This window comes from Pseudomonas sp. 5Vm1k, from assembly GCF_056161485.1.
This window is the reverse complement of record NZ_JBSPCZ010000006.1, coordinates 292215-313148: the sequence shown is the minus strand read 5'-3', so window position 1 is coordinate 313148 and position 20934 is coordinate 292215. Positions and strand designations below refer to the sequence as shown.

The window sequence follows — 20934 nt, the reverse complement described above, 5'->3', positions numbered from 1 at the left end:
ACAAAGTATTTAAGGAATATCGATCATGGCTGCTAAAGAAGTTAAATTCGGCGACTCCGCCCGCAAGAAAATGCTCGCCGGTGTAAACGTCCTGGCTGACGCAGTAAAAGCGACCCTGGGCCCTAAAGGCCGTAACGTGATCATCGAGAAGAGCTTCGGCGCTCCGACCATCACCAAGGACGGCGTTTCCGTAGCCAAAGAAATCGAACTGAAAGACCGTTTCGAAAACATGGGCGCGCAGCTGGTCAAAGACGTTGCCTCCCGTGCCAACGATGACGCAGGCGACGGCACCACCACCGCTACCGTTCTGGCTCAATCGATCGTCAACGAAGGCCTGAAAGCCGTCGCTGCCGGCATGAACCCGATGGACCTGAAGCGCGGCATCGACAAAGCGACCATCGCTATCGTCAAAGAGCTCAAAGCCCTGTCCAAGCCTTGCGCTGACACCAAGGCAATCGCTCAGGTCGGCACCATCTCGGCCAACTCCGACAACTCCATCGGCGACATCATTGCCGAAGCCATGGAAAAAGTCGGTAAAGAAGGCGTGATCACCGTTGAAGAAGGCTCGGGCCTGGAAAACGAACTGTCGGTTGTTGAAGGCATGCAGTTCGACCGTGGCTACCTGTCCCCGTACTTCGTCAACAAGCCAGAGACCATGACTGCCGAGCTCGACGGTCCGCTGATCCTGCTGGTCGACAAAAAGATCTCCAACATCCGCGAAATGTTGCCAGTACTGGAAGCCGTTGCCAAAGCCGGCCGTCCACTGCTGATCGTGGCCGAAGACGTTGAAGGCGAAGCCCTGGCGACTCTGGTTGTGAACAACATGCGTGGCATCGTTAAAGTCGCAGCCGTCAAGGCTCCGGGCTTCGGCGACCGTCGCAAGGCCATGCTGCAGGACATCGCTGTTCTGACTGGCGGTACCGTTATCTCCGAAGAGATCGGTCTGAGCCTGGAAAGCACTACCCTGGAACACCTGGGTAATGCCAAGCGCGTGATCCTGTCCAAAGAAAACACCACCGTGATCGACGGCGCCGGCGTTGAAGCTGATATCCAGGCTCGCGTTCTGCAAATCCGTCAGCAAGTGGCCGACACTTCGTCCGACTACGACCGTGAAAAACTGCAAGAGCGTCTGGCCAAGCTGTCCGGCGGCGTTGCAGTGATCAAGGTTGGCGCTGGCTCCGAAGTTGAAATGAAAGAGAAGAAAGCCCGCGTTGAAGACGCCCTGCACGCTACCCGTGCAGCCGTTGAAGAAGGCGTGGTACCTGGCGGTGGCGTGGCACTGGTTCGCGCTCTGCAGGCTATCTCCGAACTGAAAGGCGACAACGCCGATCAAGACGTTGGTATCCAGTTGCTGCGTCGCGCTGTTGAAGCGCCGCTGCGCCAGATCGTTGCCAACTCCGGCGACGAGCCAAGCGTAGTAGTCGACAAGGTCAAGCAGGGTTCGGGTAACTACGGTTACAACGCTGCTACCGGCGAATACGGCGACATGATCGAAATGGGTATCCTGGACCCGGCTAAAGTGACTCGTTCGGCTCTGCAGGCAGCGGCTTCCATCGCCAGCCTGATGATCACGACCGAAGCCATGATCGCCGAGATCAAGGAAGAAGGCGGCGCTGGCGGCGGTATGCCAGACATGGGTGGTATGGGCGGCATGGGCGGCATGATGTAAGCCAGCCTTACCCCTATAAAAAAGCCCCGCCTGCGAAAGCAGGCGGGGCTTTTTATTGCCCGGATTCAGCGGTCACATCGAACCACTGTGGGAGCGGGCTTGCTCGCGAAGGCGGTGTATCAGTCGACATCAACGTTGTCTGACACGCCGCCTTCGCGAGCAAGCCCGCTCCCACATTTGGATCTGTGTGTGTCAGGCGTTGACCGGATCTGCCTTGCCAACCCGTTCAGCCTTGGACGCCGGTCGATACAGGATGTAGTAATACGACCCCAGACAAATCAACCAGCAGAAAATCGCCGTCCACACGTTGTGCGAGAAGAAGTGCGCACCCTGCATCATCCGGCTGATGGAAAACACCGTGCCCAGTGCAGCGGCGAAGATAAACGCTTTGCGCGCCAAACGTGGGCGACGGTCACGCAACACGAAGAACAGCGCAAACAGCGTGAAACCAGTAGCCGCATGACCACCAGGCCAGCAACGACCAGGTTTTTCGGTGTGCGGACGCGGGCTGAGCAGCTCGCTGTAGGTTTCGTGGCCGCCGAACTGTTCCAGGCTCCACGGGCATTGCACCGCTGTCACCACTTTCACCGGCGTGACGAAGGACGTCGCCAAGCCCAGGGACAGCACCAGGCAACCCAGCTCCCGTTTGAACGGTTTGAGTTTCTCGACAAAAAACGAGCAGATATAACCGATCACCGCAAACACCGAGAAAGCGATGACCACTTCCTTGGCCTTGTCATGCAGGATGTTTTCCAGGAAGTAACTGTGCCGGCCAATGAAGTCACCGGCCGCCGGGTCATAAAAATACCTGGCCAGGTCCATGTCCAGGTCGGTCAGTTCGAGCAGCACCAGAACGATCGCCGCAATGGCGGGGACCCCGAGGCACACCCAGAAATTGAGTGGCCGGGAAACGGGGCGAACAGCGGTTGATGACATGGTGGATCCTGAGCATGGGAAAAAGCCCCGGGGCATCAGCCCGGGGCTGTTCGGTTAACGTTCGCTGACCTGGTCGTTGCCCTCCTTGGGCGCTTTCCAGCCAAGCAGCTGTTGCTTGAAGCCATAACTGGCGGTTTGGTAATAGGTAATGGCACGGGTGATCAACGGATCGCTGGCCTGGGCCTTCGACTCGCGGCTCTCGGTCAGCGCATCGTCATGACGACGCAGGCCCTGACGTGGGCTCAGGATCGCTAGATCCTTGCCGTCGAACAACCCCAAATGTTGATAGTTGCCAACCACCACACGCGGTGGCAGCGGATTGTCCTGCAACAGATTGCGGCCAAAGAATGTCGATTGATAGTCCATGTTCAGCAAGCCAAGCAGGGTCGGCGCCAGATCGATCTGGCTGGCCAGTTGCGCGGTTTCCCGGGCGTCGATCAGCTTCGGTGCATAGATGAACAGCGGAATCTGATAGTTGCTGATCGGCAAGTCTTCCTTGCCGGCGCTGCCCGCCGTGTGGTCGGCGACAAACACGAAAATCGTGTTGTCGAACCACGGCTTCTGGCGTGCCTGCTCAAGGAACTGGCCGATGGCATAGTCGGTGTATTTCACCGCACCGTCGCGGCCATTACCGGATTTGATGTCGATCCGGTTGTCCGGGTAGGTATAAGGACGATGGTTGGAGGTGGTCATCAATTGCAGCAGGAAGGGCTGCTGCTTGGCGTAGTCGGCATCGGCCAGTTTCAGGGTCTGGTTATACAGATCTTCGTCGGCCATGCCCCAGGCGTTCTTGAAGTGGATCTCCGCTTCATCGACGCTGCTCTGATCGACCACGCGATAACCGTTACCGCTGAAGAACGCGTTCATATTGTCGAAGTAACCACGTCCGCCATAAACGAACACACTGTCGTAGCCCACGGCACTGAGCTGCTGGCCAAGGCTGGCGAAACCGCTTTCACGGCCCACGCGCTTGACGATCGAACGGCCCGGCGTCGGCGGAATAGCCAGGGTAATGGCTTCCAGACCGCGATCGGTGCGGGTGCCGGTGGCGTAGAAGTTATTGAAGTACAGGCTCTGTTTACGCAGGGCGTCCAGGTTTGGCGTCAGGTTGCGCCCGTCGCCATTGCTGCCCATGTACTTGGCGCTGAAACTTTCGATGGTCACCAGCACGATGTTGGGTGTGCGTGGGGTGCCGGGGTTGTCGATCATGCGGCGGATGTCTTGCGGGTCTTCGCCGATGAAGCGTGCGTTCGGTTCACTGAGTTCGGCGCGGATCTGCCCCGCAACAGTGGCGGGCGGCAGGCTTTTATAGAACTGTGGATAATCCAGCTCGTTATTGCGGAACGCGGCGAAGAATTGATACGGGCCGTTGCTCGCCAGTTCGTTCTGATAGGCATTGCCGCCCTGGGCGCGCGGGGCGTCCTGGCTGAGCAGTTGCAGGCTGAGGCCCGCAACGATCAGCAAGCCCAAGGCATTGAGCAGGCGTCGGCGCACTGGCGGCAGTGGCGCGTCCAGTGCAGCATTGTAGGGCTTGCGCAGTAGCAGGCTCAGAACCACGGCCACCACAGCAAGAATGCCCAGCAGCGTGCCGATCGGGTACGACTCCAGCAGGTTGTTCAACACTTCGTCGGAGTACACCAGGTAATCAACGGCGATGAAGTTGAAGCGCACACCGAACTCGTCCCAGAACAGCCATTCGGCGACGGACGTGAACAGCATCGCAAACAGGCTGACAGTCAGCAGCCCTTGCAGAAACCAGCGATGGCCTCGGCGACGCCACAAGGCGGGCGGGCACAGCAGCAAGTAGAGGCCCATCGGCAAGGCCGCATAGGCAATGAAACCCAGGTCATAAAGAAACCCGATTCCAAAAACCGACAGAAAGCCGCTACCGGCCTCATCCAGGTGAGTGAGTAGCAGAACCATCCGGGTCAGAAAGAAAATAACCAGCCAGGTGCCGGTAACAAGCGTTAGAAAGCGCATTGGCGCTGTCTTCAAAACATCCATTGGAGACCTTCCTTTTTTATCAGCCGCGTGAGTCTAACCGTCGTACTGTAATGATGTTGTGAACCGATAGTGAAAAACTTGTCAAACCCGGGCTTTGGTTGAGTGAATTGATTCCAGCGATACCCGGCCCTAGCCCTGAGCCACACGAGGCCTTAAGCTGCGCGGGCCAAGACGGCTGTTACTGTGTACGGAGGAGTGCCCCATGCGAATTCTATTGGTTGAAGACAACCGCGATATCCTCGCCAATCTGGCCGATTACCTGGGGCTCAAGGGCTACACCGTGGATTGCGCGCAGGACGGTTTGTCGGGGTTGCACCTGGCAGCCACCGAGCATTACGACTTGATCGTGCTCGACATCATGCTGCCCGGCATTGACGGCTACACCCTGTGCAAGCGCCTGCGCGAAGACGCCCGCCGCGACACGCCGGTGATCATGCTCACCGCCCGGGATCAACTCGATGACCGGCTGCAGGGCTTCAAGTCCGGCGCCGATGATTACCTGATCAAGCCCTTCGCCTTGTCCGAACTGGCCGCGCGTATCGAAGCGGTCATGCGCCGCACCCAGGGTGGCGGTCGCCGTTCGTTGCAGGTCGGCGACTTGAGTTACGACCTCGATACCCTGGAAGTGACCCGCGAAGGGCGTTTGCTGAAGCTCAACCCGGTCGGCCTGAAACTGCTGGCGGTGCTGATGCAGAAAAGCCCCCACGTACTGCGCCGTGAAATCCTCGAAGAAGCCTTGTGGGGCGATGACTGCCCGGACAGCGACAGCCTGCGCAGCCACGTTCACCAACTGCGCCAGGTGATCGACAAGCCCTTTGCCAAGCCCCTGCTGCAAACCGTGCACGGTGTCGGTTATCGCTTGGCCGAGGGCCGTGATGGAGTTTAAACAGAGCCTTGCTCAACGGATCATCATCGCCTTTGCGCTGATGAGCGCACTGGTGGCCGGGGCCTTCGCCATGGGCATCGTGGCGACCGTGCACCTGGTGGAAGAGAAGCTGATATCGGCAGGTCTGGGCGGCGACTTGCAACGCCTGTTGTTGATGGACAGCGTTACGGACTGGAGCCACCGCCCGGAGCCTGATCAGCTGTTTTATTTCAGCGGCGGGCCGGGGGACTTCGAGTTGCCCAAGGATCTGCGTCACCTGGATTCCGGTTTCCACGAAGTCTTTCGTGAAAATCTGTCGTACCACGCGATGGTCGAAATCGTCGACGGTCGGCGTTACGTGCTGTTGCAGGATCAGAGCGATTTTGAAGAGCGTGAGCGCGTGCTGTTTGCCGTGGTGCTGGTGGGCTTTGTGCTCAGCCTGGCGCTGGCGGTATTTCTTGGCTGGATCCTGGCGCGCAAAGTGATGGCGCCCGTGGTGCGCTTGGCCCGTCAGGTGCGTCACCGCGATCAGTTGCTGGGCCTGGCGCCGCCACTGGCGCCGGATTACGCCGCCGATGAAGTGGGTGAACTGGCAGTGGCTTTCGACGCCACCCTGGGGCGTCTACGCCAGGCCTTGACCCGTGAGCGCCTGTTTACCAGTGACGTCAGCCATGAATTGCGCACCCCGCTGATGGTGCTCGCCAGTTCCTGTGAACTGTTGCTGGAGAACCCGGGCATCGATCAGCGCGGTCGAGCCCAGGTTGAGCGCATCGCTCGGGCCTGTGAGGAGATGCGCGAGCTGGTGCAAACCTTCCTGATGCTGGCCCGTGCCCAGCGTGAAGACGCCAGCATGTCGCCGCAGCAGACCGTCAGTCAGATCGCCGACGGGCTGCTCAGTCTTTGGCGCGAGCCGATCGAGTACAAGGGCCTGATCCTGAACTTCGAACCGGGCAATCCACCGAACAACCGCTACAACGCAACCCTGCTGCATGCGGTGATGGGCAATTTGTTGCGCAACGCGCTGCACTACACCGAGCACGGGTTCATTCGCCTGACACTGACGGCCAGTGGGTTCATCGTCGAGGACAGCGGTGTCGGCATTCCTGAGGAAAAGCGCGAAGCGATGTTCGAACCCTTCGTGCGTGGCAGCGAGAAGCGCGGCGAAGGCCTGGGGTTGGGCTTGTCGCTGGTGCAGCGGATCTGTGAGAACCAGGGCTGGACCGTCAGCCTGACCACCATGGAGCCTAATGGCTGCCGCTTTGAGGTGGAGTTGGGTAAGCCTCGGGTCTGATCGAGCGAGAAGAACGCAGCCTTCGGCGGTTCCTGCGCGGCGGCGGGCATCGTGATCTTTGGATGGTGGCCCCGCGCCACTGTTGAACCCCTGTAAAACCCTGAAATACTTCGCCGTTGTACACAACGAAGTTTTCACAAAGCCATGACCTGATGCTGACACTACGCTACATAACGTAGATGTCATCAGCAACTCAGGAGACTTTGGTGATGGAAGGCCCGATCAAACTGGATTTTTCCGAAAAATACGACGATCAACACGCGCAAAAATATTTGCGCAAGCATCAGGACGGTCTCGGTCGTCGATTGTCTCATTGGCGTGACGAGCAATTGGCCCGCAAGGCGCTGACCCTGGCCGGTGACCCTGGGCTGGTCCTCGATTTGCCTTGCGGCGCGGGACGTTTCTGGCCCCTGCTGGCCGAAAAGCACAACCGTGTCATCATCGGAGCCGACAACTCCGAGTCAATGCTGAAGATCGCCACCCAGGCACAACCTGCCGAAGTGGTAAAACGGGTACAACCCTTGCACACTTCTGCATTCGACATTGCTTTACCTGATAACGCCGTCGACAGCATTTTCTGCATGCGTTTGCTCCATCACATCGGGGAAGCCGAGCATCGACTGGCTATTTTGCGCGAGTTCGAGCGCGTCACCCGCGACAGCGTGATCCTTTCTCTGTGGGTTGATGGCAATTTCAAGGCCTGGAAACGCAAGCGTGCCGAGAAAGCACGCGGTCAGGAAGGTTACCAAAATCGCTTTGTGTTACCGGCTGCTACGGTTGAAAAGGAATTCGAGCAGGCGGGTTTCCGTATCCAGGAACAACTGGACTTTATACCGCTCTATGCCATGTGGCGGGTTTACGTATTACGCAAGAGGTAACAGGATGGCAGTGCAATGTGCAGCAGAAACGGAAGTCGCTCCTCAGGACCGCTTCGACTATTTCTGGAATCAGCGCGGTGAATGGGTAGAAGAACCCAACGTCCGTCGCGGTGGCGAAAGTGGCGTGCAACGGGTCAGGAGCACCGACGGACAACTGCTGTACGCCAAGCGTCAGACCGGGCACATCTATCGCAGCTGGCTGCATCCCTTCGGTCGGCCGACGGTATTGCGCGAGCGTGATGCGCTGATCGGTTTGACCGCACTGGGTGTGCGCGTACCAGAAATGGTGTTCTGCGGCGCCCAGCGTGACCCGGTGCACAAATGGCGTGCCTTGCTGGTCACCAAGTCTCTGGACGGTTTCGAAGAAATCGAACACTGGTACGCCGGCGGCGGTCGCGAGCGTCACGGCGAGGCAGTGCATGAGCGCGTTCTCAAGGAACTGGCCGAGAACCTGGCCCGCATGCACAAGGGCCGCTGGCAGCACAGCTGCATCTATATCAAGCACGTATTTGTGCGGGTCACTGGCGAGGGCGACGCTGCCACAGTTGAAGTGGCGTTGATCGATCTGGAGAAGTGCCGGCAGCGTTTGACCGCCCAGCGTGCCGCCGCCCATGACATGAAGCAATTGCGTCGCCACTCGTCGTTCAGCGATACAGACTGGAAGAATCTGGTCTATTTTTATGAGACGGCGTTTGGCAGCGCTATCAAGGGTTTATAGCGATGAAACTCGAAATTGCACGAGGTGTGTTTCTTCTAGGAGCCTTGGCAGTTGCTTCATTGGCGGTGGCGGCTTGGGAGCAGCCCCGCACGCAAGTCCTCAGTGCAGTGAACGGTGACGCTCACTGCCCGTTGCCACGGGTTGCCAAAGCAACCGTGGCCACACAACCTGATCATGACTTGTTACTGTTTATGTTCGGACTATCACAAGGATTGAGGCCGCAAAGTTGAACAGATTGAAGCCAAAATAAAAGACCTCGCCGATGCGGGGTTTTTTTTTGCCTGATGTTCAGCAACGACACCGAACCCTTTGTGGGAGCGGGCTTGCCCGCGAAAGCGGAGTGTCAGGCAACATCATCGCTCAATGACACACCGCCTTCGCGAGCAAGCCCGCTCCCACAGGGGGAATGGGGCGAATCAGGGTTTATCGGGCTTGGCCAGCAATGTGTAGATGCACGGCAACACAAACAAGGTAAACAACGTCCCGATCGACATCCCCGTGGCGATGACCGTACCGATGTCGAACCGGCTGACGGCACCCGCACCCGTCGCCAGAATCAACGGCACCATGCCAAACACCATTGCCGCCGTGGTCATCAACACCGGTCGTAAGCGAATGGCCGCCGCTTCTTCCACGGCCTCCCGGGGCGTCAAACCCTTCTCCTTGCGTAGCTTGTTGGCGAACTCGACGATCAGGATCCCGTGTTTGCTGATCAGCCCGATCAGCGTCACCAGCCCGACCTGGGTGTAGATGTTCATGCTCGACCAGCCGAGGAACAACGGGATCAACGCGCCGCAGATCGACAGCGGCACGGTGACCAGAATCACCAGCGGGTCGCGGAAGCTTTCGAACTGCGCCGCCAGCACCAGGAAAATGATTGCCAGCGCCAGGGCGAAGGTCACCCACAGCGCACTGCCTTCCTGGACGAATTGTCGTGATGTGCCGCCGTAGTCGAAGGCGAAACCCGCCGGGGCTTCTTCCTGAGCGATCTGGCGCACGACCTCGATGGCCTCGCCCATGCTCACCAGTGGGAACCCGGTCACGGCCGCCGCGTTGAGCTGCTGGAACTGGTTCAACTGCCGTGGCCGCGCCCGGTCGGTGACAGTGATCAGGGTCGACAGGGGCAGTAGTTCGCCCTGAGTGTTTTTGACGTAATAGTTGTTCAGCCAGTCGGGGTTATCCCGATAGGCTCGCTCTACCTGGGCGATGACCTTATAGCTGCGTCCTTCAATGGTGAACCGGTTGATCTCCGCCTCACCCAGCAGTGTCGCCAGGGTGCCGCCCAGGTCCTGCATCGACACGCCCATCTGCGCAGCCTTGGCGCGGTCGATATCTACCACGATTTCCGGTTTGTCGAACGCCAGGTCGATGTCGACAAAGGCGAATTTGCCGGATTCCAGTGCGCGTTTTTTGACCCGGTCTGCCACGTCCAGCAGCGACGCGTAATCGTTGGCGGTGTTGATAATGAACTGAAACGGCAAGCCTTCACCGGTGCCCGGCAAGGATGGCAGGTTGAAGCCGAAGATCTGCAAACCGGGAATGTTCCCTAATTTGGCCTGGACCTCGGGCAGAATCTGCATTTGCGTGCGATGGCGCTCGTTCCATGGCTTGAGCAGGAAACCGCCGATACCCGATTGCACACCGTTGAAACCATTGATCTGGAACGAGGAGTAGTACTCGGGAAACTCCTTGAAGATCGTGATGAACTCGTCGGTGTAGGTGTTCAGGTAATCGAGGTTGGTCGGCTGCGGGGCGTTGGCCATCATGAAAATGATGCCCTGGTCCTCGTCCGGTGCCAGTTCCGACTTGGCGAACTTGAGAAACACCGGGATCAGGCACAGCACGATCACCGCGAACACCAGCACCACCGGCCGGGTGTTGAGTGTGCCGTGCAGGATGCTTTGATAGCGGCGCTTGAGGCCTTCGAAAATAAGGTCCAGTCGATGGGCCAGGCCACTGGGGTTTTGGTCGTGGCGCAGTAAAAAGGCGCACATCATCGGCGACAGGGTCAGGGCGACGACACCGGAGATCACCACCGCCCCGGCCAGCGTCAGGGCGAACTCCTTGAACAGTGCTCCGGTCAGGCCCGTGAGGAAACCGATGGGCGCATACACCGCCGCCAGGGTGATGGTCATGGACACCACCGGCATGGCGATTTCCCGGGCCCCTTCAATGGCTGCGTCCAGTGGAGTCTTGCCTTCCTCGATGTGTCGGTGAATGTTCTCCACCACCACAATCGCATCGTCCACCACCAGCCCGATGGCCAATACCATCGCCAGCAAGGTCAGCAGGTTGATCGAGTAACCCATCATCTGCATGAAGAACATCACGCCGATCATCGACAGCGGGATGGTCACCACCGGAATCACCACCGAACGCAGAGCGCCGAGGAACAGGAACACCACCACAATGACGATCAGCACCGCTTCGAAAAGCGTCTTGATCACTTCATTGATCGAGGCCTGGATAAACAGCGTGGCGTCGTAGGCGATTTCGCTTTTCAGGTTGGGCGGCAGCTGGGCTTCCAGCTCCGGCATGATCTTGCGCACTTCCTTGATCACGTCCAGCGGGTTGGCGCCGGGTGTCGCCTTGATGCCGATGTACACCGACGGCGTGCCGCCGAACGAGCTGATGGCGTTGTAGTTTTCGGCGCCCATCTCGACCCGCGCCACATCGCTGAGCAATACGCGGCTGTCACCCGAGACCTTGAGCGGAATCGCGGCGAAGGCCTCGGCAGACTTGAGTTCGGTGTTTGCGTTGATGCTGGTGACCACGTACTCGCCTTTCACTTCGCCGGCGGCGGAGAGGAAGTTGTACTGGCGCACCGCGTTGGTCACGTCGCTGGCGCTCAGGCCGAAACCGGCGAGCTTCACCGGGTCGAGCCACAGGCGCATGGCGAACACCTGGTTGCCGAGAATTTCCGCTTCAGCCATGCCAGGCAACGTCGCCAGTTTCGGCTGGATGACCCGGGACAGGTAGTCGGTGATCTGCGGGTTGTTCAGTTCTTTACTGAAGAAGCTGATGTACATCAGCGCCGAAGCGTCGGCCGCTTCCTTGCTCAACACCGGGTCTTCGGCGTCCTGGGGCAGCTTGTTCTTCACCTCGTTGGCTTTCGCCAGCAGCTCGGTAAACAAACGGTCGCTGTTGGAGCCGATGCGTGCGTAGATCGAGATCACCGAGAAGTTCTGGCGACTGACCGAGGTCATGTAGTCGATGCCCTCGGCACTCGCCAGGCTCTGCTGCATCGGTTGAGTGATGTAGCCCTGGATCGTTTCGGCGTTGGCCCCGGGATAGGCGGTGGTTACCGTGATCAGGGCGTTTTCCATTTGCGGGTATTGGCGCAGTGGCAGCTTGCTCCAGGCCTGGAAACCCAGTAGCACAATCAACAGGCTGACCACGGTGGCGAGCACCGGGCGGCGGATGAACGGATCGGTAAAAGCCATGAGGATTCCTTGATCAGTCAGTACGTGGCTGACTGTTCTTATCGGTCAGGGTCTTGTCGTCGCTGATGGCAATGTGTGCGCCGTTGTCCAGTTTGATCTGGCCGGCCGTGACCACTTGTTCGCCGCTCTGCACGCCTTTGTTGATCATCACCAGCCCATCACGGCGCTCGCCGGTTTCGATGAAGCGTCGTTCGGCGATCAGGATCGGCTGGCCCTTGTCGTCTTTTTCGACACTGCCGTCCTCGGCCTTTTTCTGCCCGACCACGTACAGCGAGTTGCCGTAAAGGGTGTAGGTGATCGCGCTTTCCGGCACGACGATGTGCGGTTGTGGATCTGGCAGCATCACTTGCAGGCTGGCGAACATCCCGGGCAGCAACTTGCCATCGGGGTTGGCCAGGGTTGCGCGCACCAGGATGTTGCGGGTGCTGTTCTCGACCTTCGGGTTGATCGCGCTGATGGTGCCGGGGAAGTTTTGCGTCGGGTAGGCCGAAACGATGACCTGCACAGGTTGGCCGAGAGCGATCTTCGGCACCGATTGCTCGGGCAGGAAGAAGTCGACATACAGACTGCTGAGGTCTTGCAGGGTGGCGATCATCGTGCCGCTGGCGAGGTAGTCGCCGATGTCGACCTGGCGAATGCCGATAGTGCCGCTGAAGGGGGCGAGGATGCGTTTCTTCGCCAGGGAAGCCTTGAGCTGATTGACCGTTGCTTTGTTTTTTTGCAGTTGTGCCGAGAGCCGATCGTACTCACCTTTGGAGATCGCCCGGCTGTCGACCAATTGACTGCCCCGGCCGAAATCCAGTTGTGCCAGCCCGAGGTCAGCCTGGGCGGTTTCCAGCAGGGCGCTTTCGACGGCGCTGTCCAATTGCAGCAGCGGTTGCCCGGCCTTGACCTTCTGCCCGGACTCGAACATCAGGTCCTTCACGGTGCCTGAGATCTCCAGACTCAGGTTGACCCCTTGCAACGCCTTGAGCGTGCCAACGGTGGGCAAGCGCATTTGCCACGGCTGTTCGGAGGCCCTGGCCACGGCGACACTGATGGGTGGTTTGGGCTTGGCAAACCCCTGGACCATCGTGTAAATCGAAAAGGCTTTATAACCGCCAAGCGCCAGCACGATTAGCAGGACAACACCCAACATGATCAGCATGCGGCGACGCAGCATATTTCCACTTCCTTGGAGAAAATCAGGCGAGACAGGCGGAAACATTACTCCGAGTGGGAAGGGGAATCCAACTGCCACTTATTACAGTCTGTAATGGGAGGAATATAAACCCTGTGGCGAGGGAGCTTGCTCCCGCTGGAATGCGTAGCAGTCCCATTTTTTAGGGCCGCTTCGCAGCCCAGCGGGAGCAAGCTCCCTCGCCACAGGGTAAGTCCATCACCCGGAAGGGGGAAATCAGATGAGATGCAGGTGGTTATCCCAAAGCCCCGCTGGCAGCTCCAGCGGTTTTGCAACCAAATCTGTCTGACGGCAATCGTAGTACCGGCAACGACCTTGACCCGAGGTCACGACAAACCCGTCGGCCACGGCACCCACCCCGGCGCAATCCGGCAAAGGCGCATCCAGGCGCACTTCGCCGCTGTCCAGGTCCCAGATGAAAAAGCGATTACCCCGTGGCGCAGTCAATGCGACCAGGCGCAGCTCGCTGTGGACCGCGACGCTGGCGGTGTAATGCCCCATGGCCTGTAACTGATGCTCCGGCACCGGGAACGCCACGAACGGCTGACCCGGACGCTTGATCGCCAGCAACTCTGATGACTCGTGAGACGGCCCCATGAACTGCTGGCTGGCGAGGATGGTGCCGTCGCTGGCAATCCCAAGGTGCCGCACGCTGTTCATCTGTTGGGCGAGGGTTTCCTTGCTCAGCAGGGTGCCGTCGCGCTGCATCAACACCAGGCTCGGTTCCATCGCATTGAGGTTCATCTCGACCCGGCTTTCGGCCTCGGTGCGAATCCCGCCGTTGGCCACCACCAGGGTTTCGCCGTCGGGCATCCACGACACTTGATGCGGGCCGACGCCATGGGTTGGAATTTCGCCACTGTGGATAAGTCGTTCGCCTTCGAACTTATACACACCCAGCAAGCCACGGCCCGGATCGGAGGTGTCGTTCTCGGTGGCGTATAAAAACTCACCGTCCTTATGAATCACCGCGTGCCCGTAGAAATGCCGGTTCGGCTGCGACGTCACGGTTTGCAGCAGCGTGCCGTCGCGCAGGTCGATCAGGTAGCTCTCGGTGCCGGGGCGACGTGCAACGAACAGCGCAATCGCCAGCGTCGGGTGGTTGATGATGTCGTGGCAACGCTGGCCGACCTGGGTGGCGAACACCCGGGTGCCGTCCAGCCGATAGCCGACGGCGTAATGCTTGCCGTCGGTATCGTCCCGCGCCGACAACAGCAGCGGGCTCTTGTCCTTGTGCTTGAACAGCGTCCAGCCGCCCAGTGTCACTGCTCCCAGCAGCAAACTACCTAAAGTCAGAGCCTGACGTCGCAGCATGGCAGTCGCCCTCATCAGTCACCGTCGTTGGCGTTGAAGCCCAGTTGGATGCCCAGCGCCTTGGCCAGCTCGCCTTCGTGCAGGCGATGGACGACGTTGAGGCTGTCGTAGAGATCGTTGAGTTGCTGGCGCCCGGCATCGTCGCTGAGCATTTCGGTCAGCGAACGCTGGTTGCTGGCGAACAGCTTGAGCGATGCCGCATAGGCAACATCGATCTTGTCGGCCAACGGTTTCTGCTCGCTCGGCAACAGACCGCGCAGGCCTTTGTTGTCGACCCCGACCCAGACGGTTTTCGCCGCGGCCAAGCTGGCTTCCAGACCTTGCAGCGACGACTGGCTACGCCATGCATCAGCCTGGAACGGTTGTGGAATGCCCTTGGTCTGGCGACCCATTGGCGTGCCGAGTTTTTTCTTCAGGGTGTCCAGCGCCGTGACCTGTACCCGCAGCAGATCGGCGATCGCTTCGTGGGAATCGGCGTAGCGCTGGTTCGGGAACTTGCTCATCTGCGCGAGCATGCCGTCGTTGGTGTTCCAGCGCGACAGGATCTCTTCGGCCAGTTGCTTCTGACGTTCGCCGATGGCAGTCAGCAGTGGGCAGTACTTGGCTTTCTGGGTGGCATCGGCCATGTCGATCTTGCTGTCGAACAGGATGTATTCATAGGCCGACAGGCCCTGAACCACCACGCTCGATTTGGCCAGGGCAGCGGCATCGATCTGCGGCTGGGCGGTGACCAGTTGCTCGACCTGACGGCCGACCAGGTTTTTCTTATCCGGCCAGAATTGCACCTGCCACGAACGGTTGCCCTCGGCCAGCGGCCCGATCAGCAACGGTTGCAACTCGGCCCAGGCTTTCTGCGCGTGCAGGAAGTCGGCGCGGGCGGTGTCGAGGTCTTCTTTCCCTTGGCAATAGGCGAGGGCGCTGACGGCCAGTTGGCGGTCGGCTTCAACCCAGCGGCTGTAGGTCGGCAGGATCACTTGCTTGGCAATGGCCGCCGAGGTAACAGCTTGTGGGTCTTGGGGCGAACAAGCGCCCAAGGCGAGCGCTGCAAGGCTGGTGAACAACAATTTGGGACGGAACATGTCGGGCTCCCGATTCTTTTATAAGGTGTTTAAAGAGAATTCAAAAACGCCAGCAACGCAGCGCGCTGCTCGGCGTTGAAAGACAAAACCTGTTGCTGCGCCGCGCTCGCTTCGCCGCCATGCCAGAGCACCGCTTCAAGCAGATTGCGCGCGCGGCCATCGTGCAAAAACTGGGTGTGGCCGCTGACCGCTTGCGTCAGGCCGATGCCCCACAACGGCGGAGTGCGCCAGTCGCGGCCACTGGCCTGGAATTCGCTGCGGTTATCCGCCAGACCGTCGCCCATGTCATGCAGCAGCAGATCGCTGTAGGGGCGAATCACTTGATTGGCCAGCTCAGGTTCGGCGGCATTGGCGGCGGTGGTGTATTTCGGCGTGTGACAGGACTGGCATCCCGCCTGGAAAAACAGATTCTTGCCCGCCAGCACTTGCGGCGTGCCGACATCGCGGCGGGCCGGGACGGCGAGGTTACGGCTGTAAAACAGCACCAGGCGCAGAATGTTGTCGCTGACTTCCGGTTCGCCGTCCGGGCCATTGCCGTTGGGCGCCTGTTTGCAGGCGGTTTGCGCTTCGGTGCAGTCATCGAAGGGGCGCAGGCTGGTGGTCAGGCCCATGTCACCCGAGAACGCGTGAACATTCTGTTGATTGAGGTTGGGCTGCCCGGCCTTCCAGCCAAATCGTCCGAGGACGGTTTTCTGTTGAGCGTCATCCCAGACCTTGTTCGGGCGCCCGGCGATGCCGTTTTTGTCTTTGGCCTGGGCCTCGGTGTTGGCCAGGATCGCTTCGTCTGGGATCGCTTCGAGCAGGCCCAGGCCGATCATCGGCGGTGCAACCCGCGCCGAGAATCGGGTGTCGGGGTGCATCGGGCCGTAGCCCAGTTGGGTGATCTGCAAGGTCGGTTTGCGCAGTTCAACTTCGGTGCCGTCCTTGAAACGCATCGGCACCGGCGTGTAGTCGACCCGCACCTTGCCTTCCGGGGTGACGCCGGGCACCGACATGTCCTGAAGCTGGCCGCCGTAGATCGGTTCCGGCGCCACGCCCAGGTGCTCGATGACCTTGGCGTAGGCCGGCGCATCGGGGATCGACAGGCGCACCAGCATCGACACCGCATTATTGGCGTCCGGCGTCGGTGGGTGACCGCGACCGTCCTTGATGTGGCAGTTCTGGCAGGCGTTGGTGTTGAACAACGGGCCGAGGCCATCCCGGGCGGTGGTGGTTGACGGAGCGATCACCCAGGGGCTGCGGAAAAAGCTGTTGCCGACGCTGAAATCCACCCGGCGTGATGGCGGCAGATTGGCTGAAGGCAGGGAAAAGGCGTTCTGATCGGTCTTGCGCACCGTCGCGCTGCCGCCGGACCGGGCTTCACCGGGTTCGGCCTTGGTAAAACGCGGGGCGTCATCGCAGGCACTCAGGCCCAGGGCCATGAACAGGGTGCACCAACGAAGAGGCGACGACAGCATCAGACTTCCTGAAAGACGAGCAAAACAAGGGCGCAAAGTCTAACAGGGCAGGGGAAATTGAATAAGAGGAATTATCGTTTGGTTGATGTGGGACAGTATTTATCTGGGCACCACAATTCACCTGTGGGAATGCAATCCAATGTGGGAGCGAGCTTGCTCGCGATGGGGTCATCACCGTCGACATTGATGCTGAATGTGCGACCGCTATCGCGAGCAAGCTCGCTCCCACATTTTGTTCGGTGTGACGCCCGATTTTGTGGTCGCCATCAATCCCCTGTAGGAGCGAAGCTTGCTCGCGAAGGCGGTGTGTCAGGCACGAATGATTTTGAATGTGCCGCCGTCTTCGCGGGCAAGCCTTGCTCCTACAGGGGTGGTGTTTGGCGGGCATGAAAAAGGCGACCCGAAGGTCGCCTCTTTAGTCACTCAGCCAGCGTTGATCAGAATTCGTGATCAGCGTTGTCCGGGTTCAGGTCGCTGATGCCCAGTTTGCCAGCGGCTTGTTCGATCGAACCGGTCTGCTTGACCAGCGACGCGATGGCGTCACGCACGATCTGGTTGCCTGCGGTATTGCCGGCAGCGATCAACTGGTCGTAGTGCTCACCCTTGTTGGCGTGATCAACCATGATCTGGATCTTGGCTTCGGTCGCGGCCAGGTCGGCTTTCAGTGCGGTGTCGGCAGCCGGGTCGGCCTTGGCCACCAGGGACGACAGGCTTGCGCCGGTCATTTTGGTGCCGTCAACGCGGGTGTATTCGCCCAGGTACACGTTACGCACGCCTTTGGCATCGTAGAAGTGCGAGTTGTGGGTGTTGTCGCTGAAGCAATCCTGTTCGTCTTCCGGGGAGTTGGCTTCCAGGGAAACCTTCATGCGCTCGCCCGCCAGTTCGCCCAGGGACAGGCTGCCCATGCCGAACAGCATTTTGCGCAGGCCGGTCTCGGCAGGCTCGGCTTCCAGAGTGGCGCGGTAGTTGTCGGCCACGTTCGGCTTCCAGTTACCGACCATTTCTTCCAGGTCGCTGACCAACAATTGGGTCACGGATTTCAGGTAAGCGCGGCGACGATCGTTGTGACCGCCAGTCGCGCCTTTGCCTTCCAGGTAGTCGGAAGCAGGACGGTTGCCGGCGCCTGGGCCAGTGCCGTTCAGGTCTTGGCCCCACAGCAGGAATTCGATGGCGTGGTAACCGGTAGCGACGTTGGCTTCGGCACCGCCCAGCTCGTTCAGGCTGGCGAGTTTTTCCGGGGTGATGTCTTTGACGTCGACCTTGTCTTCGCCGACCTGAACTTCAGTGTTGGCGATGATGTTGGCGGTAGCGCCCGGGTTACCCAGTGCGTGTTCGTAGGACTTGTCGACGTAATCGATCAGGCCTTCGTCCAGTGGCCAGGCGTTCACTTGGCCTTCCCAGTCGTCGATGATGGTGTTGCCGAAGCGGAACACTTCGCTCTGCAGGTAAGGAACGCGAGCAGCGACCCAGGCAGCCTTGGCGGCTTTCAGGGTGTCGGCGTTCGGCTTGGCGAGGAAGGCGTCGACGGCGGTTTGCAGGGTTTTCGCGGTAGATTCGGCATCGCTGTAAACGGCGAAGACCATGTCGGCGTAATGCGCGACCACGGCTTTGGCGGCGGCTTCGTCGACTTTACCGGCAGCGGCTGGCGCAGTAGCCGGGGCCGCAGCAGTGGTGCTGGCGGCCGGCGCAGGCGTTGGCGCAGCGGCGGTCTTGTCTTTACCTTCGCCGCAACCGGCGAGGGAAATAGCGATGGCCAACAGACTGGCGGTAGCCAGAGGCATACGAATCATGGCGAACATCCTGCTTCGGTAAGGGGGTGGAATGGCGCTGTGGGCGCGCAAAACTGCGACATAATGCAAATCTTTCGCATTATGTGTAAAGGGTTGTGCTTGGAAATATTTCGTATTTAGCGGGTGGGGGTGTTGTGGGTCAAAAGATCGCAGCCTCGTTGCACTCTGTAGGAGCTGTCGAGTGACACGAGGCTGCGATCTTTTGATTTTTACAAAATAGCCGCGTTACTGCGCTGGGCCTGCTTTAAATAAGCGCTCAACTCCCGCGCTGGCAGTGGTTTGCTGTAGTGGTAACCCTGACCTTCGTGACAGCCTTCGGAGATGATGTAGGCCTCTTGCTCGGCGGTTTCCACGCCTTCGGCAATCACCTGCATACCGAGGCTCTTGCCCAGCTGGATGATGGCTCGAACGATGGTTGCATCGTCGTCGTCATCGAGCAGGTCCTGGACGAAGCTCTTGTCGATCTTGATCTTGTCCAGCGGCAGGCTTTTCAGATAACTCAGTGACGAATAGCCGGTGCCGAAGTCGTCGATGGCGATCAGTGCGCCGGAGCGACGCAGGCTCAACAAATGCTGGGCGGCGGTGCTGATGTCTTCCATCAGGCCGGTTTCGGTGACTTCCAGTTCCAGGCTGCGGGGTGGCAGTCGGTAGATTTGCAAAAGGTTGTTGACCACCCGCGGCAGCTCGGCGTGGTGCAGTTGCACGGTGGACAGGTTCACCGCCATGCGCAGGTCAACGAACCCCTGGTCATGCCAGTCGCGCAATTGCTTGCAAGCCTGATCCAGTACCCACTCGCCAATGGCAATGATGGTGCCGTTCTGTTCGGCTAGCGGGATGAACAGGTCCGGCGGCACCAGCCCGTGTTCGGGGTGCTGCCAGCGAATCAGCGCTTCGACGCCAACCACCCGGTGATCGCGGTAGCTGATCTGCGGCTGGTAGACGAGGTAGAACTGATCGCGGATCAGGGCATCGCGCAGGTCTTTTTCCAGTTCGCGGCGGCGGCGCATCTCGCTGTCGACGCTGGCGATATAGAACTGATAGCGATTGCGCGAGCGAGTCTTGGCCAGGGTCATGGTCTGCTCGGCTTTTTGCAGCAACTTCTCGGTGCTGTCACCGTCTTCGGGAAACAAGGTGATGCCGATGGTGGCGCGCAGGCGGATCTCCTGATGATCGAGGGCAAACGCCGCTTCCAGATCATCGAGGATGCTTTGGGCCAGTTCAGCCGCTTCGTAAGGTTGTTCGATGTCGGCCTGGACCAGCGCAAACTGATCGCCACCGAGGCGGGCGAGGGCGCCGAGGCGACCGCTGTGGGCGCGCAGACGATCGGCCAGGGCCAGCAACAATTGGTCGCCGGTCTGGTAGCTGAATTGTTCGTTGATGCCTTTGAAGTCGTCGAGGCCGACGACCAGCACAGCGACCCGGCGCTGCAGTTTGCCGGCGTCCACCAGGATCTTGTCGAGTTGCTGTTGCAATTGCTGGCGGTTCGGCAGACCGGTGAGGAAATCGTACTGGGCCATGCGCAGCAGGCTGTTTTCTGCTTCGTGACGCAGGTGGGTGTTGCGCTCGATGGATTCGAGCAACTGATTGGCGGTGTTGATCCAGATCCCCAGTTCGTTTTTTTCGTGGCCCTTGAGCTGCGGAATCTTGTGTTCGCTGGGGCGGTCTGGGTTGATTTCGGTCAGGTGCTCGATGATCCGCGACAGCGGCTTGGTCAGCAGCCAGTGGTAGACCAGGTACAGCACCAGGCCCATGGCGAGGGCGCGCAATACCCCGGAAATAAAGATGATCACCGAGCTGACGATGAATCCCTGGCCATAGGTGGCGGTGTCGAGGGTAATGCTCAGGTCGCCGTAATACTCGCTGTAGGGGCCACGACCCACCAATTGAGTGGTGAAGGTGCGTTCCTGGCCGAGGATCAGGTCGGTCAGCCAGCGACTATGGGAATGCTGCAGCTCGCGGGATTTTTGCGCGAGCATGGCTTCGTTGGGATGGCCAATGGAGGCCTGGCGCACGGCGTCGTCCTGGAACAGGCCTTCGATCACTTGCATGCCCATCTCCCGGTCCAGGCTGTAGACGGCCTGGGTCGAGGGGTCGCGGAACATGTCGAGGATGCGCTGGGCATCGCCGGCCACGGCCTGGCGTGTTTTATAGGCATCGAAAACGATCTGCGCGCAGCTCAAGACCACGCCGACGATCAATGCCGACAGGAGCACGACCCGGAGCAACTTCACCGACAAGCTGTTCTTGAGTTCCAGCTTCAAAGGGTTATTCCTTGTTCCGTGCGGGTAGCATCAAGTTGCCATGAGTATT

The 20934-nt window shown here is 59.6% G+C and carries 15 protein-coding genes; 6 read left to right on the top strand and 9 right to left on the bottom strand.

Features of this window, described 5'->3' with window-relative positions; genetic code table 11:
• Positions 1-25: 25 nt before the first annotated feature.
• Positions 26-1669 (top strand): chaperonin GroEL, encoded by a 1644-nt coding sequence (gene groL, locus ACWIKB_RS14800; RefSeq protein WP_054045163.1) that lies wholly within the window; start codon positions 26-28, stop codon positions 1667-1669.
• A 192-nt stretch (positions 1670-1861) separates the two neighbouring features.
• Here groL and ACWIKB_RS14795 read toward each other — a convergent pair whose 3' ends face one another.
• Together ACWIKB_RS14795 and ACWIKB_RS14790 are read right to left on the bottom strand one after the other, a co-directional pair.
• Positions 1862-2605, bottom strand: coding sequence for a phosphatase PAP2 family protein (locus ACWIKB_RS14795; RefSeq protein WP_475267702.1), 744 nt, complete (start codon positions 2603-2605; stop codon positions 1862-1864).
• Between the two features lie 54 nt (positions 2606-2659).
• Positions 2660-4609, bottom strand: coding sequence for an LTA synthase family protein (locus ACWIKB_RS14790; protein WP_475267700.1), 1950 nt, complete (start codon positions 4607-4609; stop codon positions 2660-2662).
• A 202-nt stretch (positions 4610-4811) separates the two neighbouring features.
• Here ACWIKB_RS14790 and colR point away from each other — a divergent pair, with 202 nt between their 5' ends.
• From colR to ACWIKB_RS14765, 5 genes are all read left to right on the top strand, one after another.
• Positions 4812-5495, top strand: coding sequence for a two-component system response regulator ColR (gene colR / locus ACWIKB_RS14785; protein WP_090180812.1), 684 nt, complete (start codon positions 4812-4814; stop codon positions 5493-5495).
• Complete coding sequence (locus ACWIKB_RS14780; protein ID WP_475267697.1) at positions 5485-6765, top strand: sensor histidine kinase; 1281 nt, start codon at positions 5485-5487, stop codon at positions 6763-6765. The genes colR and ACWIKB_RS14780 overlap by 11 nt, the downstream gene beginning before the upstream one ends.
• A 209-nt stretch (positions 6766-6974) precedes the next feature.
• Positions 6975-7643 (top strand): class I SAM-dependent methyltransferase, encoded by a 669-nt coding sequence (locus ACWIKB_RS14775; protein ID WP_475267695.1) that lies wholly within the window; start codon positions 6975-6977, stop codon positions 7641-7643.
• Between the two features lie 4 nt (positions 7644-7647).
• The gene (locus tag ACWIKB_RS14770; protein WP_475267693.1) at positions 7648-8361 is read left to right on the top strand and encodes a lipopolysaccharide kinase InaA family protein; all 714 of its coding nucleotides are present in this window, start codon (positions 7648-7650) and stop codon (positions 8359-8361) included.
• Between the two features lie 2 nt (positions 8362-8363).
• Complete coding sequence (locus ACWIKB_RS14765) at positions 8364-8591, top strand: hypothetical protein (RefSeq protein ID WP_082356595.1); 228 nt, start codon at positions 8364-8366, stop codon at positions 8589-8591.
• A gap of 186 nt (positions 8592-8777) precedes the next feature.
• Here ACWIKB_RS14765 and ACWIKB_RS14760 read toward each other — a convergent pair whose 3' ends face one another.
• From ACWIKB_RS14760 to ACWIKB_RS14730, 7 genes are all read right to left on the bottom strand, one after another.
• Complete coding sequence (locus ACWIKB_RS14760; RefSeq protein WP_475267691.1) at positions 8778-11804, bottom strand: multidrug efflux RND transporter permease subunit; 3027 nt, start codon at positions 11802-11804, stop codon at positions 8778-8780.
• Between the two features lie 13 nt (positions 11805-11817).
• Positions 11818-12966: an efflux RND transporter periplasmic adaptor subunit gene (locus ACWIKB_RS14755; RefSeq protein ID WP_475267689.1), complete on the bottom strand. Its 1149-nt coding sequence runs from the start codon at positions 12964-12966 to the stop codon at positions 11818-11820.
• 234 nt (positions 12967-13200) lie between these two features.
• Positions 13201-14298: a DUF1513 domain-containing protein gene (locus tag ACWIKB_RS14750; RefSeq protein ID WP_475267688.1), complete on the bottom strand. Its 1098-nt coding sequence runs from the start codon at positions 14296-14298 to the stop codon at positions 13201-13203.
• Between the two features lie 14 nt (positions 14299-14312).
• Positions 14313-15377 (bottom strand): imelysin family protein, encoded by a 1065-nt coding sequence (locus tag ACWIKB_RS14745; protein ID WP_475267686.1) that lies wholly within the window; start codon positions 15375-15377, stop codon positions 14313-14315.
• 29 nt (positions 15378-15406) lie between these two features.
• Positions 15407-16834, bottom strand: coding sequence for a di-heme oxidoreductase family protein (locus ACWIKB_RS14740; protein ID WP_475267685.1), 1428 nt, complete (start codon positions 16832-16834; stop codon positions 15407-15409).
• Between the two features lie 437 nt (positions 16835-17271).
• A complete protein-coding gene (locus tag ACWIKB_RS14735) occupies positions 17272-18624 on the bottom strand; it encodes an imelysin family protein (protein WP_475267684.1) in 1353 nt (450 codons plus the stop codon).
• A gap of 209 nt (positions 18625-18833) precedes the next feature.
• The gene (locus tag ACWIKB_RS14730; RefSeq protein WP_475267683.1) at positions 18834-20885 is read right to left on the bottom strand and encodes a putative bifunctional diguanylate cyclase/phosphodiesterase; all 2052 of its coding nucleotides are present in this window, start codon (positions 20883-20885) and stop codon (positions 18834-18836) included.
• Positions 20886-20934 lie beyond the last annotated feature (49 nt).

Coding starts and splice junctions, on each gene's coding strand:
- groL (WP_054045163.1), top strand. CDS start 26: ATGGCTGCTAAAGAAGTTAAATTCGGCGACTCCGCCCGCAAGAAAATG.
- ACWIKB_RS14795 (WP_475267702.1), bottom strand. CDS start 2,605: ATGTCATCAACCGCTGTTCGCCCCGTTTCCCGGCCACTCAATTTCTGG.
- ACWIKB_RS14790 (WP_475267700.1), bottom strand. CDS start 4,609: ATGGATGTTTTGAAGACAGCGCCAATGCGCTTTCTAACGCTTGTTACC.
- colR (WP_090180812.1), top strand. CDS start 4,812: ATGCGAATTCTATTGGTTGAAGACAACCGCGATATCCTCGCCAATCTG.
- ACWIKB_RS14780 (WP_475267697.1), top strand. CDS start 5,485: ATGGAGTTTAAACAGAGCCTTGCTCAACGGATCATCATCGCCTTTGCG.
- ACWIKB_RS14775 (WP_475267695.1), top strand. CDS start 6,975: ATGGAAGGCCCGATCAAACTGGATTTTTCCGAAAAATACGACGATCAA.
- ACWIKB_RS14770 (WP_475267693.1), top strand. CDS start 7,648: ATGGCAGTGCAATGTGCAGCAGAAACGGAAGTCGCTCCTCAGGACCGC.
- ACWIKB_RS14765 (WP_082356595.1), top strand. CDS start 8,364: ATGAAACTCGAAATTGCACGAGGTGTGTTTCTTCTAGGAGCCTTGGCA.
- ACWIKB_RS14760 (WP_475267691.1), bottom strand. CDS start 11,804: ATGGCTTTTACCGATCCGTTCATCCGCCGCCCGGTGCTCGCCACCGTG.
- ACWIKB_RS14755 (WP_475267689.1), bottom strand. CDS start 12,966: ATGCTGCGTCGCCGCATGCTGATCATGTTGGGTGTTGTCCTGCTAATC.
- ACWIKB_RS14750 (WP_475267688.1), bottom strand. CDS start 14,298: ATGCTGCGACGTCAGGCTCTGACTTTAGGTAGTTTGCTGCTGGGAGCA.
- ACWIKB_RS14745 (WP_475267686.1), bottom strand. CDS start 15,377: ATGTTCCGTCCCAAATTGTTGTTCACCAGCCTTGCAGCGCTCGCCTTG.
- ACWIKB_RS14740 (WP_475267685.1), bottom strand. CDS start 16,834: ATGCTGTCGTCGCCTCTTCGTTGGTGCACCCTGTTCATGGCCCTGGGC.
- ACWIKB_RS14735 (WP_475267684.1), bottom strand. CDS start 18,624: ATGATTCGTATGCCTCTGGCTACCGCCAGTCTGTTGGCCATCGCTATT.